The organism is Blattabacterium sp. DPU, assembly GCF_011290385.1.
Classification (GTDB): domain Bacteria; phylum Bacteroidota; class Bacteroidia; order Flavobacteriales; family Blattabacteriaceae; genus Blattabacterium.
This window is the reverse complement of sequence record NZ_CP049785.1, coordinates 392,426-406,267: the sequence shown is the minus strand read 5'-3', so window position 1 is coordinate 406,267 and position 13,842 is coordinate 392,426. Positions and strand designations below refer to the sequence as shown.

The 13,842-nt window shown below is 26.9% G+C and carries 14 protein-coding genes and 1 pseudogene; 5 read left to right on the top strand and 10 right to left on the bottom strand.

The genetic code is table 11. The annotated features are described in order from the left end of the window. Nucleotides 1-12 precede the first annotated feature (12 nt). From metK to G9C01_RS01975, 5 genes are read right to left on the bottom strand one after another with little or no spacing between them, the layout of a single operon-like run. Nucleotides 13-1,275 carry a methionine adenosyltransferase gene (gene metK / locus G9C01_RS01995; protein ID WP_166265766.1) on the bottom strand — a complete coding sequence of 421 codons (1,263 nt, stop codon included), beginning with the start codon at nt 1,273-1,275 and terminating at the stop codon, nt 13-15. Between the two features lie 38 nt (nt 1,276-1,313). Next, complete coding sequence (locus G9C01_RS01990) at nt 1,314-2,390, bottom strand: bifunctional 3-deoxy-7-phosphoheptulonate synthase/chorismate mutase type II (RefSeq protein ID WP_166265763.1); 1,077 nt, start codon at nt 2,388-2,390, stop codon at nt 1,314-1,316. Nucleotides 2,391-2,406: 16 nt separating this feature from the next. Next, nucleotides 2,407-3,255, bottom strand: coding sequence for a prephenate dehydrogenase (locus G9C01_RS01985; protein WP_166265760.1), 849 nt, complete (start codon nt 3,253-3,255; stop codon nt 2,407-2,409). Then, nucleotides 3,252-4,397 carry a pyridoxal phosphate-dependent aminotransferase gene (locus G9C01_RS01980; RefSeq protein WP_166265757.1) on the bottom strand — a complete coding sequence of 382 codons (1,146 nt, stop codon included), beginning with the start codon at nt 4,395-4,397 and terminating at the stop codon, nt 3,252-3,254. The genes G9C01_RS01985 and G9C01_RS01980 overlap by 4 nt, the downstream gene beginning before the upstream one ends. Nucleotides 4,398-4,401: 4 nt before the next feature. Next, a complete protein-coding gene (locus G9C01_RS01975; RefSeq protein WP_166265754.1) occupies nt 4,402-5,238 on the bottom strand; it encodes a prephenate dehydratase in 837 nt (278 codons plus the stop codon). A 178-nt stretch (nt 5,239-5,416) separates the two neighbouring features. On the opposite strand from G9C01_RS01975, the gene G9C01_RS01970 reads away from it, so the two are divergent. After that, complete coding sequence (locus tag G9C01_RS01970; protein ID WP_166265751.1) at nt 5,417-6,754, top strand: Nramp family divalent metal transporter; 1,338 nt, start codon at nt 5,417-5,419, stop codon at nt 6,752-6,754. Here the strand turns inward: G9C01_RS01970 and rplI are convergent. The 5 genes from rplI to mnmE are packed head-to-tail and all read right to left on the bottom strand — an operon-like array spanning nt 6,751 to nt 10,836. Beyond that, nucleotides 6,751-7,209 carry a 50S ribosomal protein L9 gene (gene rplI, locus G9C01_RS01965; RefSeq protein WP_166265748.1) on the bottom strand — a complete coding sequence of 153 codons (459 nt, stop codon included), beginning with the start codon at nt 7,207-7,209 and terminating at the stop codon, nt 6,751-6,753. The two genes, G9C01_RS01970 and rplI, sit on opposite strands and share 4 nt — an antisense overlap. A 1-nt stretch (nt 7,210) precedes the next feature. After that, nucleotides 7,211-7,513 (bottom strand): 30S ribosomal protein S18, encoded by a 303-nt coding sequence (rpsR, locus tag G9C01_RS01960; RefSeq protein ID WP_166265745.1) that lies wholly within the window; start codon nt 7,511-7,513, stop codon nt 7,211-7,213. Continuing rightward, on the bottom strand, nt 7,510-7,860 hold the full coding sequence (rpsF, locus tag G9C01_RS01955; RefSeq protein WP_166266403.1) for a 30S ribosomal protein S6: 351 nt from the start codon (nt 7,858-7,860) through the stop codon (nt 7,510-7,512). The genes rpsR and rpsF overlap by 4 nt, the downstream gene beginning before the upstream one ends. Nucleotides 7,861-7,918: 58 nt before the next feature. Further along, complete coding sequence (gltX, locus tag G9C01_RS01950) at nt 7,919-9,427, bottom strand: glutamate--tRNA ligase (RefSeq protein ID WP_166265742.1); 1,509 nt, start codon at nt 9,425-9,427, stop codon at nt 7,919-7,921. A 17-nt stretch (nt 9,428-9,444) separates the two neighbouring features. Further along, entirely contained in the window at nt 9,445-10,836 is a 1,392-nt protein-coding gene (mnmE, locus tag G9C01_RS01945; RefSeq protein WP_166265739.1) for a tRNA uridine-5-carboxymethylaminomethyl(34) synthesis GTPase MnmE, read from the bottom strand. A gap of 82 nt (nt 10,837-10,918) precedes the next feature. On the opposite strand from mnmE, the gene G9C01_RS03115 reads away from it, so the two are divergent. From G9C01_RS03115 to ligA, 4 genes and pseudogenes are all read left to right on the top strand, one after another. Then, on the top strand, nt 10,919-11,368 hold the full coding sequence (locus G9C01_RS03115; RefSeq protein ID WP_242673925.1) for a hypothetical protein: 450 nt from the start codon (nt 10,919-10,921) through the stop codon (nt 11,366-11,368). After that, nucleotides 11,347-11,475 (top strand): annotated as a pseudogene (locus G9C01_RS03110) (N5-glutamine methyltransferase family protein); the annotation flags it as partial. The gene G9C01_RS03115 and the pseudogene G9C01_RS03110, both read left to right, overlap by 22 nt. 6 nt (nt 11,476-11,481) lie before the next feature. Beyond that, entirely contained in the window at nt 11,482-11,808 is a 327-nt protein-coding gene (locus G9C01_RS03105; protein ID WP_242673924.1) for a hypothetical protein, read from the top strand. Between the two features lie 7 nt (nt 11,809-11,815). Next, nucleotides 11,816-13,819 carry an NAD-dependent DNA ligase LigA gene (gene ligA / locus G9C01_RS01935; protein ID WP_166265736.1) on the top strand — a complete coding sequence of 668 codons (2,004 nt, stop codon included), beginning with the start codon at nt 11,816-11,818 and terminating at the stop codon, nt 13,817-13,819. Nucleotides 13,820-13,842 lie beyond the last annotated feature (23 nt).

Genomic DNA, 13,842 nt, shown 5'->3' with positions numbered 1-13,842 from the left:
TAAAATATTTAACTAAAAATACCTATTTTTTGAAACATTAAATATATCCTTTATAAGGGGTAAATAGTCTAATTTTTCCCATGTGAAAAGTTCGACTTCTTGTGTTTTTTGATTCCCTTCTATATCAAAAAAAGATTTATACACTTTTTTTGGAGTTTTTCCCATATGTCCATATACAGATGTTTCCGAATACATTGGTTGACGTAATTTTAATCTTTTTTCTATAGCATAAGGACGTAAATCAAAAATTTTTTTGATATTTAATGCAATATTTTTATGGTTTATTTTGGATTTACCATAGGTATTTACAGAAATACCGATGGGTTCTGCAATACCGGCAGCGTAAGATATTTGGATAAGCAATTCATCTGATATTCCTGCTGCTACCAAGTTTTTGGCTATGTGTCTAGCAGCATAAGCCCCAGATCTATCCATTTTAGATGGATCTTTTCCAGAAAAAGCTCCTCCTCCATGAGATCCTCTTCCACCGTAAGTATCTACTATAATCTTTCGTCCGGTAAGACCAGTATCCCCATGAGGTCCTCCAGTTACAAATTTTCCTGTTGAATTAATGTAATATTTTGTTTTATCCGTAAATAATTTTTTTACATTTTTTATATTATTCATTACTCTTGGTATGAGAATATTCTTAATATCATCAACTATGCGTTGATGCATTTTTTCTTTCGTATCAAATTCATCATGCTGAGTTGAAATGACAATAGCGTGAATATGTACTGGTACATTTGCATCAGAATATTCTAAAGTGACTTGAGATTTAGCATCTGGACGTAAATAAGTCATTTTTTCTCCTTCATTTCGAAGATATGAAAGTTCCTTTAATATATGATGTGATATTTCTAACGATAAAGGCATATAATTTTCCGTTTCTTTTACCGCATAACCAAAAACAATACCTTGATCTCCAGATCCTTGTTCTTCTTTTGTTGATCTTTGAATTCCCTCTAATAAATCCAAAGATTGTTCTTGAATAGAAGAAAGAACTCCACAAGAATCCGCATTAAACCTATATTCATTTTTTGTGTACCCTATTTTTCTAAGGATATCACGAGCTATTTTTTTAACGTTTACCCAAGTTTTAGAATTAACTTCTCCAGATAATATAATTTGTCCCGTGGTGACTAAAGTTTCTATAGCTACTTTTGCATTTGGATCATACGCTAAAAAATGATCTAATATAGAATCAGATATTTGATCTGAAATCTTATCAGGATGACCTTCCGATACAGATTCGCTGGTAAATAAATAAGCCATTTTTAGGACTAAAAAGTGTTTTATTTATAATGAATTTCCTAATTTCTAATTTGATTCTGAATTTTAATGGATTCTTGATGCAATAACTGAAAAATCCCTTCAAGTAATTCTTCAGAAATTCCTAAACTTTTTCCTAAATTTAAAGATTTTTTCATAATATCTTTCCATCTACTGGGTTGAAGAATCGCAATATCTGAAGTTTTTTTTAAAACACCTAATTTTTTGGAAATGTTCATTCTTTCTGCTAAAAGCGCAATAATATTTTCATCTAATTCATCAATTAAAATTCTGAAAGAATCTAATTCACTTTTTTGATCACATTTTTCGATATTTGTTAATGTTTTTAACATTTCCAAAAGATTTTCGGGAGTCATTTGTTGTTGAGCATCGCTCCAAGCATGATTAGGATCACAATGACTCTCTATCATTAATCCATCATATTGAAAATGATAAGCTTTTTTTGCTATATCAAAAATTCCCTCTTTATTTCCACAAATATGTGAAGGATCACATAAAATAGGGATTCTAGGAATAAGGGTTCTCAAGTTTAACAAAAGATTCCAATTCGGTTGATTCCGATATTTTGAGTTTTTGTAGGTATAAAACCCACGATGGATAACTCCCAATTTTCTAATTCCTTTCCCCAATAAACGTTCTAAAGCTCCTATCCATAATTCTATATCAGGATGAATCGGATTTTTTACTAAAATAATTCTATGATTTTCTCCTTCTAGAGCATTCGCTATTTCTTGAATCGTGAAAGGACTAGCCGTACTCCTAGCTCCTATCCAAAGAATATCTATATCAAAAGAAATGGCTAATTTCACATGTTCTGCATTAGCTATTTCTGTAGCTACCATTAGACCCGTATTTTTTTTAACTTTGCGAAGCCATTTTAATCCTTCTTTTCCAATTCCCTCAAAATTATTAGGTTTTGTTCTAGGTTTCCATATTCCAGCTCTAAATACTTGAACATAGGAAGAATTCAATCTATTGGCTGTTTTCAATATTTGTTGTTCACTTTCTGCACTACAAGGACCAGATATAATGAAAGGTTGATTCCATGTATCAATCCAAGATCTGTCTATACTATTGTTCAATTTTTCCATCTCCATACATTATACATTTAATTTACACATATTTTTTATTTTTTATATCGTTTGCTTTTTTCATATATTGATCTATTTTGTGAAATTCTTTGTTTATTAAATGATTCCGAAATTTATTTAAATGATCAATATAAAGATCTATAGCTTGAATCATATTTTCTCTATTTGAAATAAAAATAGGCAACCATGTTTCAGGTTTACTTTTTGCTAAACGTGTAGTTGAATCTAATCCACTTCCCATCATATTATTAAATATTTTTTTTTCATTTTTAAATTTTTTTAAAACGGTGCTAGCTAAAGAAAAAGAAACCACATGAGGTAAATGAGATATATAAGCAATATATAAATCATGTTCTTTAGAGGTCATATAAATTATACGCATGTTCATAATAGAATAGATTTTTGTAGCAACTGATATTGCATCTGGAGCACTGAATTCAGAATCACAAATGATGCATTTTTTTTGATAAAACAAATCAGAAGAAGCTGAAATTGGTCCCGAATTTTCAATTCCTGCTATTGGATGTGAAGCTACAAAACGACTTCTTTTAGGATGAGAATAAATACGATTACAAATATCATATTTAGTAGATCCAGTATCTAATATAACTGTATCCGTACGGATATTATTCAGAATACTTGGAAGTATTTTATCTATTCCATTAACAGGAATAGATAAAATAATTACTGAAGATCGCGTTATAAGATCCTGTAAAGAAGTGATTTCATCCACAATTCCAAGTTTTACAGCATATAAAGCATTTTCTTTATTAGAATCTGTTCCTATAAATTTATTTCCATAATTGGATTTTCTCAATCCCAAACTAATGGATCCTCCAATTAATCCTAATCCTATTATTCCAATATTCATGAAAAAATTCTATTTTTTGCTTGTTCCAAAATTTTTACGGGACAACACATAGAAAACCTTACATATCCTTTTCCATTATGACCAAATACTCTACCAGGAGTGACAAATATGCGATAAGTTTTGAGAAACTTATCTGACCATATATGATCATTTTGATCTAAATCAGTGATTTTTGCCCAAACAAATATTCCCGAACTTTTTTTGGAATATTTTAAATTTAAATAATCACATATTTCCCATATAATTTTTCTTCGTTTAAGATATTCCATATTAAGTTTTTCAATCCATTCTGAGTCATGATTCATTGCTTCTATAGCTCCAATTTGGATGGGATAATACATGCCAGAATCCATTTGACTTTTGATTTTCAATATATTATTAATAAATTCCTTTTTTCCTATTATCATTCCAACACGCCATCCAGGCATATTATAACTTTTACTTAAAGAATTCAATTCCAAAGCTATATCTTTAGCCCCTTTTATATTAAAAATACTTAAAGGCTGTTTATTATTTAATATAAAACTATAAGGATTGTCATGAACAAGTAATACACGATTTTTTTTTGCGAATAGAACAATTTCTTCTAATTTATCAAAAGGAATTGTGGCTCCAGTAGGCATGTGAGGATAATTAATCCACATTATTTTTGCCTTTATTTTGTATAAATTTTCCAATATAGGAATCCAATTTTCATACTCATAAAGATTATAATAAATAATTTTTGCTTCTAAAAGTTTTGATATTGAGGAATAAGTAGGATATCCAGGATCGGGAATTAATACCTCATCTCCTTTATTTAAATAAGACATGCTTATATGCATAATCCCTTCCTTAGACCCCATTAATGGTAAAATTTCATTTTTATAGTCAATATCAACTTGATATACTTTTTTATACCAATTAGAAATAGCACTACGTAAAGCTTCTATTCCAATATAGTTTTGATAACTATTAGCATGCTTTAATTCTGATGCTTTTTTCATGTTATGTACAACCCCATATGGAGGAAGAAGATCAGGATTTCCTATTCCTAAATTAATGATTTTCAATCCTTTTTTTTCAAGTTTTCGAATTTCCTTCATTTTTTCTGAAAAAAAATATTCCGATATTTGATAGGTTCTTTTTGCTGCTATAATCATTACATTAGGATATTATTCTACCATTTTGATATTCTCCCATAATATATAATTGATGAAGACAGGGAATTTTTTGTATTTGTTTTTTCATTTTTTCATAATCTCGTATATTATTGAATATAATATCTACATAAAATGAATATTCCCAAGGTCTTTGTATAATAGGAATGGATTGTATTTTTGTCATGTTAATTCCAATACTAGATATAATACTCAATACTTGAGATAAACTACCAGTAGTATGCAACATTTTAAATATTAATGAAGCTTTATTAAAATAATTATTTTCTTTTTTATAAGAATTTTTAATAATGAAAAATCTAGTAAAATTACTGGCAATTGTTTGTATATTTTTATAAAGAATCTCCAACCCATATTCTTTAGCCGCATTTTCAGACGCAATTGCGGCTAAATCCTTTTTCTTGCATATAGAAATATATTTAGCAGCAGCAGCTGTATCTGAATATTCAGATATTTTTATATAAGGATGGGCATCTATGAATAATTCACATTGTAAAATAGCCATAGGATGAGAATATATTTCCTTAATATTTTCTATATTTTGTCCGGGTTTAGCCATCAGATGATGTTGTATTGGCATATATATTTCTCCCACTATTTTTAAATTATATTCAGATAAAAGACTGTAATTTGTCAATATCGTCCCAGCTATGGTATTTTCTATAGCCATAACACCAATATCTACATCAGATTTTGCGACAGAAATAGATAATTCCCTAAAAGAAGAACATTCCATTAACTTATAATTACATCCTTCAAAATATCTGGAAACAGCTGCATGATGAAAACACCCCTTAATCCCTTGTATCGCTATTTTTTTCATGAAACAAAAAAAAGATTGAATTACTATCAATCAAGCGGAAAAATTTGAAGCAAATATAAAAAATTATTCTATTTTTCACAATTTTTTAAATTTTTCACAATTAAAATGATCAAATATGAATTGATAACAAAAAGATTAAAACGGTTAACTTTATGTTTTCGTATTCTACTATTTCATTATGCAAAAAAAAAAATCTTCTATAGGATGGAGGAATGAAAACAAGCACCCTTCTCTTTCGGAAGTTTTTTCTTCCGTTTCTGTTCCTAAACAGAAAGGAATATGGAAAAAACTTTTTGCTTTTACTGGACCAGGTTTATTAATTGCTGTAGGATATATGGATCCAGGGAATTGGGCTACAGATATAGCTGGAGGGGCTAAATTTGGTTATATGCTTTTATCCGTTATTTTTATTTCCAATTTTTTTGCCATTATTTTGCAACATTTAGCTTTAAAAATAGGAATTGTTTGTGAAAGAGATTTAGCTCAAGCTTGTAGAGATCATTATTCCCCTTTTGTTAGTTTTATTTTATGGATATTATGTGAAATCGCTATTGCTGCTTGTGATTTAGCGGAAATTATTGGTTCCGTATTAGCCTTGAAATTACTTTTTGACATTCCTATTACATGGGGGGTATTAATTACAGCTATAGATGTTTTAATTATTTTATTTTTTCAATATAAAGGGTTTAGATACATCGAAAGTGTAGTTGCTGCTTTAATTTTTACAATTTTAGTTTGTTTTAGTTTCGAAATTATTAGTTCAAAACCTGAAATTTTTCCCATATTAAAAGGAATTGTTCCGAACCCAGAAATTATGAAGAATTCACATTCTTTTTATATATCTATAGGAATATTAGGAGCTACGGTAATGCCTCACAACCTTTATCTTCACTCAAGTATCATACAAACAAGAAATTATCCACGTACTATTGAAGGGAAAAAAATGGCTATAAAATATGCAACGATAGACAGCACTTTATCTTTATCCTTAGCATTTTTTATCAATGCAGCTATATTAATTATATCTGCAGCAACTTTTCATAAAGCTGGACATACAGAAGTCGCAGACATTATGGATGCACATAAACTTTTAACTCCTATTCTAGGTTCTAGCTTAGCTGGAGTTTTTTTTGCATTAGCTTTATTAGCATCAGGACAAAATTCAACATTAACTGGAACTCTAGCTGGACAAATAGTTATGGAAGGGTTTCTTAATATAAAATTGAAACCTTGGATTCGAAGATTAATAACGAGACTTATAGCTATTGTTCCAGCTATGATTGCCTCTATGATTTATGGAGAAAAAGGAACAACTGAATTATTAATAATTAGTCAAATTATTTTATCAGTACAACTTAGTTTTGCCGTTATTCCATTAGTAAATTTTACAGGAGATTCTGAAAAAATGGGTCCATTTGTTAATGGTCCTATTTTAAAAATATCAGCTTGGACTATTACCATTATCATTGTATTGCTAAATTTATTTTTATTATATAATACTTTATTAGGTTATTAGGATTGGGAATAGGATAATACTTCAAAATTTAACGTAAATTCGCGTTTCCGATGTAATCGTATATTTGCCTTATGTTTTCCTATTGTTTTAATTATTTTATTTCCAGGTATTCTAATAAATTTTTTATTTATAGAAATTCCTTCTTGATCCAAAACTTTCATTAGGTATTGATTGTTAATAGAACCGAAAAGTTTTCCTCCTTTACCTACCTTAATTGGGATTTTAAGGGTTAATTTTCTTAATTTATCTTCTATTTCTTTTGATTTTTCAATTAAAAAACTTTCTTTTCTAGAACGTTGTTTCAATATTTCATGAGTGTTTTTTATAGTTCCAGGTAACGCTAAAACAGCATATCCCTTAGGAATTAAATAATTTCTAGCATAACCAGGTTTTACATCTAATTCATCATATTGAAAGCCTAAATTTTCTATATCTTTTTTTAGAATAATTTTCATTTTATCTTAAATCATCTGTAACAAAAGGTAAAAGTCCAAGATGCCTACATCTCTTAATAGCTGCATTTAATTTATTTTGATTTTTTTGTAAAGTACCTGTAATACGCCGTGGTAAAATTTTTCCTTGCGCATTTAGAAATTTTATTAAAAATGTAGGATCTTTATAATCTATATATTTAATATTTATTTGTTTAAAAAAGCAATATTTTTTTTCTACTTTAGTTTCTATTTTAATAGGAGATAAATATCTTAATTCATTATCTACTGCTTGTTTTACATGTTTATGGTTTTCCTCTAATATCACAATTTTTCGTCTTTTTTTAACAATTTTTTTCTTCTTTTTTCAGCATATTCTATTCCATTTTTATTTAATTTTACAGTCAAGAAACGTAAAATACGCTCATCTTGTCTTAATTTCAATTCTAAATCAGAAACTAAATCAGAATTGAACAAAAATTCAAATAAATGATAACAACCACTTTGTTTTCTTTGAATGGAATAAGCTAGTTTTTTTAATCCCCAATGTTCCTGATGAACTATTTTTCCTTTTTTTTGTATGATATAATTTTCATATTCTTTTGCTGTTTTTTTTGCTTGATCATCAGATAATATAGGAGTTATTATTATAATATTTTCATAATGTTGAAACATTGAATTTTTTTTACCAAAATGTAAATCTATATTTTTATGTTCTTTTTTCAAAAACATTCTAAATTTTTTCTTTGACTTGATTGATCAGTTTTTCGATACGTATAATGCTTTCTTTTTTACCTAGCATTTCTAAAATTATGAAAATATCAATTCCTTTAAGCATACCAACTAAAGCTAAACGAAATAATTGCATGATTTTATGTTTATTTTTTATTGTTTGAAACAAAAATTTCAAATTTATAGACGTAAACTGATTCATATTATATAATAATATTTTGATTTTATCCAATTGTAGAATGGTATTTTCATGACAAATTTTATTGAAAAAATTAGTATCATAAGAACTAGGAGAAATAAAAAAATAAAAAGAATGTTCCCATATTTCATGAATAAAATGAATTCTATCCATTGTTAAATAGATTACTTTCCATATGTAATCTATTTGGCATGAAATAGAACGAATTTTGATCTGTTTCAAAAGAAATGCAAATATTTCTTCTTTTTTTTCATGTAAATGTTTTTTATTGAACCAATTTGCTTTTTTGATATCAAAATAAACACCAGACTTGGTTATTTTTTCTAAAGAAAACAAATTGATTAATTCTTGTAAAGAAAAAATTTCCCTTTCGATTCCAGGATTCCATCCTAATAAAGCTAACATATTCACAAATGCTTCAGGTAAATAACCTAATTCTCTATATCCTGGTATGATAATTTTGGATTTTGGAATTTTCCATTGTATAGGATATATAGGAAAATTGAAGTGATCCGTATTTCTTTTGCTAATTTTTCCTTTTCCATTATTTCTTAAAATCAGAGGTAAATGTGCAAAATGAGGAGGGATCCAACCCAAAGCCCTATATAACAATATATGTAAAGACATGGATGGTAGCCATTCTTCTCCTCTAATCACATGAGTTATTTTCATTAAATAGTCGTCTATTGTATTAGCTAAATGATAAGTAGCTTCTCCATCCGATTTTAACAAAATTTTATCGTCTAAGTGATCTGTATTAACTATTATATTGCCACGTATGATATCATACATTTTCAATTTTTTTCCAGGTTCTATTTTAAATCGAATCACATAAGGACAAAATCGCAATTTATCATGTAATTGTTTTTTTGTCATAGTTAAAGAATTATTCAAATCCATTCTAATTCTAGAATTATAAGAAAAAGTTAATCCACGATGATGATATTCTTTTCTTTTATCATCAAGATCTTGATCTGTGTCGAAAGCATAATAAGCATTCCCTTTTTTTAATAATTCATTAATATACATACGATAAATATTCCTTCTTTTAGATTGATAATAGGGATAATAATCTCCTCCATACCCTACTCCTTCATCAGGTTCTATGTGGCACCATTTTAATGTTTCTAAAATATATGATTCAGAATTTTCAACAAATCTTTTTTGATCCGTATCTTCTATTCTAAGAATAAATGTCCCACCATGTTTTTTAGCAAAGAGATAATTATATAATGCGGTTCTAATTCCACCTAAATGAAGCGGACCTGTAGGACTAGGAGCAAAACGAACTCTTACAGAATGTTGTGACATAATTTTTAATATTCATCTTATTTTCCAATACAAAATTTTGAAAAAATATTTTTCAGTATATCTTCACTTGTAATTTCTCCCGTAATTTCTCCTAAATACCGTAATGCCTCTTTAATATATATTGATACTAAATCAACTGAAAATCCTTTATTCAAAGCTTCATGTGCTAATAAAAGTTCTTGTAATGAAAATTTCAAAGCTTCATAATGTCTATATTGTGTAACTACTATTCTTTTTTCTTTTAATTTATCCAAAAATAAATAACTTAAAACATGTAAAACTTTTTTTACTTCATGATAATTTTTGGCCGAAATTTTAAAAAAATAAGGAATCTTTGATTTGAAATTTTCAAAATCTTGAAAAGAAGATATGTCTGATTTATTCGCTATGACAAAAATATTTTTTAATGGATATTTTTTTGAAATTTTTTGAATATTACTGATTATTTTTTTTTCTTTTTTACTAGAAGAATCAAAAATATATAATATGACTTGAGCTTCTTCTATTTTTTTCATGGTTTTTTTCACTCCCATAGTTTCTATAGGGTCTTTAGTTTTTCTAATTCCTGCTGTATCTATAAAATGAAAAAGAATTCCATTTAAAATAATTTCTCCTTCCACACAATCTCTAGTTGTTCCTTCTATATGGGATATAATAGAACGGTCTTCTTGAATAACCTGATTAAAAAAAGTAGACTTTCCTACATTCGGTTCTCCAATAATGACCACATAAATTCCTTTTTTTATAGCATTTCCTAACGAAAAAGATTCAATTAAATCTTTTAAAGATCCTTCTAATTCTTGTAAAAAAGAAAAAAGTTCTGATCTTTTAGCAAAAATCACATTTTCTTCAGAAAAATCCAATTCCAGTTCTAGTAAAGATGCAAAATCCAATAATTTTTTTCTTAACTTATTAATAGAGTGAGACAATGTCCCCTTAATCTGTAGTAAAGATATTTCATGAAAAATTTTATTTTCAGATATAATTAAATCAGCTATAGCTTCAGCTTGTAATAAATCTAATTTATGATTTATAAAAGCACGAAAAGTAAATTCTCCTGGACGAGCCAAACGTATTCCTTTTCTAATGACTAACTGCAAAATCTGTTGTTGAATATAATAAGATCCATGACAAGAAATCTCTATCATATTTTCTCCTGTATAAGAAAAAGGAGATTTAAAAATAGAAACTAAAACTTGATCTAATACATTATTATTTTCTGCCACAATATATCCTAAATGAATAGTATGTGTAGGTTGGTCTTTCAGTTTTTTTCCAGGTTTAACAGAAATAAAAATGTTTTCAACAGTAGATATAGAATTTTTCCCAGAAATACGAATAACAGAAATAGCGCTAGATCCAATAGGAGTAGCTAAAGCAACAATGGTTTCTTCATCTAAATCTAACATAAATAAAAAAGAAAAAAACGACAAAATTATGTTCTGTAAAATAAGTATTTTTTTGAAATTTGCATCATTTTAATTTCATCATATGGGAACTTTTTACAAATTTTACCGTATTTTTCAAAATACTCTTAAAAATTTATATGTAGAACCTAAAGAAGTAGAAAATATCTTTTTTTTACTCACTACCCATATTTTTAAATGTGATAAAACAACAATTTTATTGCGATTGAGTAGAAAAGAAAAAATCAATTTTTTGACTTACAATAAATTAATAAAAAAATTATGGGAATTAAAAAAAAACAGACCTATACAATATGTAATTGGGAAAGCCTATTTTTTTGGAATGAAATTTATAGTGAATGAAAAAGTATTCATTCCAAGACCAGAAACAGAAGAACTTGTATACTGGATTCTACAGGATCATAAAGATGACAAGGAGAATCCGATTCGAGTATTTGATATTGGAACAGGAAGTGGATGTATTAGTATTACTTTAAAAAAAAAAAACCTGAAATTGTACATATTTATGCCATAGACTCTGATCCAGAAGCTCTTGACATAGCTAAAAAAAATGCAAAATTACATAATGTAAAAATTTCATTAAAAAATGTGGATATTTTGAAAAATGAAATGAATACATACTCAAAAATGAATTATATTAATATTATCGTAAGTAATCCTCCTTATATCAGATTATCTGATAAAAAATTTCTACATCCAAATATTGTTCAATATGAACCTTATCAAGCTTTATTTGTTCCTGACGAAGACCCTTTGATTTTTTATAAAAAAATTTCTTTTTGGATCAAAAAAAGATTTACTGGGATTGTTTTTGTTTATTTTGAAATAAATCAATTGATTTATTTAGACATTATTGATTTTTTGAAAAAAATAGGATTTTTAAATATAGAAATAAAAAAAGATTTCCAAGGTTTTTTCAGAATGGTTCGCGCAGTTTATTACGCAAAAAAATAAAAACAATATGGATAAAAAAATAGAAAAAAAAATAGATCAACTCAGAAAAGAGTTGTTAAAATATAATGATCAATATTATAATTTGGGTATTTCAGAAATATCAGATTTCCATTTTGATAAAAAGTTAAAAAATTTATTTTTGTTAGAAAACAAATATCCTGAATTTCAGGATTCAACTTCTCCTACAATGAAAATAGGAGCTAAAATTCATAAAACGGATTCTATTTCAACTGTTTATCATAAATACAAAATGTACTCTATTCAAAATACCTATTCTAAAAAAGAATTAACGATTTGGAAAAAAAAAATCAGAAAATCAGTTCATTCTTTATCTTTTGTATGCGAACCAAAATATGATGGAGTATCTATTAATTTAATTTATAAAAATGGATTTTTAACAAATGCAGGAACTCGTGGTAATGGAGAAAAAGGAGAAAATGTCACAAAAAATATAAAAATGATAAAATATATTCCTCTAAAATTAAGAGGGAATAACTATCCTACGTATCTCGAAATACGTGGAGAAATTTTTATACCTATAAAAAATTTTATAAAAATCAATAAAAAACGTATCAAAAATGGCAAAAATCCTTATTCAAATCCTAGAAATACGGCTAGTGGAACACTAAAAATTCATGATTCTCAAGAAGTACAGAAAAGAGATTTATTTTGTATAGCATTTCATGTAGTAGGAAATCATTTACCTTTTGATACACAATATGAAGCGATAAAATACATAAAATATTGGGGGTTTCAAGTCCCGACACCGGCACGTTTTTGCAGAAACATTGAGGATGTTTTCCACTTTATAGATTTATTGAAAAAATGTCAAAATCAACTTACTTATCAGATAGATGGAATAGTAATTAAAGTCAATGAATATAAAAATCAATCTATTTTAGGATTTACCAATAAATATCCACGTTGGGCTATTGCCTATAAGTTTAGACAAAAATTGTCCGAAACTAAATTATTAAATATTACGTTTCAAGTAGGACGTACGGGAATCGTTACTCCTGTAGCCAATGTAATTCCTATTTCTATTTCTGGAACAAAAGTCAAAAGAGTTACACTTTATAATGAAAATTTTATACAAAAAATGGGAATTCATTATAAAGATATACTATTATTAGAAAAAGGAGGGAATATCATTCCAAAAGTAACAGAAATAAACATAAAAAAAAGATCGAGTAAAACCTTCCCTGTATTTTTTTTAAAAAATTGTCCATCATGCAATAGTGTTTTAATAAAAAAAAATGAATTATTTTATTGTCCCAATCAAAACTGTTTTTCTCAAAAAATAGAAAAAATAATACACTTTGTAAGTGTTATGAATATCAAAAAAATTGGAGAAAAAATGATTAATAAACTATATAAAAAAGGTTTTTTATATAATTTTTATGATTTATATAAATTGAAAAAAGAAGAATTACTTCAAATTGATGGAGTTCAAGAAAAATTGGCATGTGGTATTTTGAATAATATAGAAAAATCAAAAGAAAATCCCTATTACAGAGTGTTATTTTCCTTAGGAATTCGTCATGTAGGAGAATATATTTCAAAAAAATTAACAGAAAATTTCTGGGACATCAATTCTTTGATGCATACAAATTATAATCATTTAATTTCTATTTCTGGAATAGGAAAAAAAATTGCAAAAAGTATCATTACTTATTTTTCAATTACGGAACATAAAAACATAATTCAAATGTTTGTTAAATATGGATTACATATTTCTAATCGTTCTACGATGAAAAGATATTCTTTGATTGAAGGAAAATCTTTTGTATTTACAGGAAAATTATCTTGTATGACTCGTCAAGAAGCTAAAAATATAGTAGAATTTTTAGGTGGAAGCGTATATAATACTGTCAATAATAAAATTAATTTTATAGTAGTTGGAAAAAATTTTGGTTCCAAATTAAAAGAAAGCATGAAAAAAAATAATATAAAAATATTGACAGAACATATTTTTTTAGATATGCTTCAAAAAGAAAAAAAATCAAAATAAATCAATTTTTAACAATTGTTAAT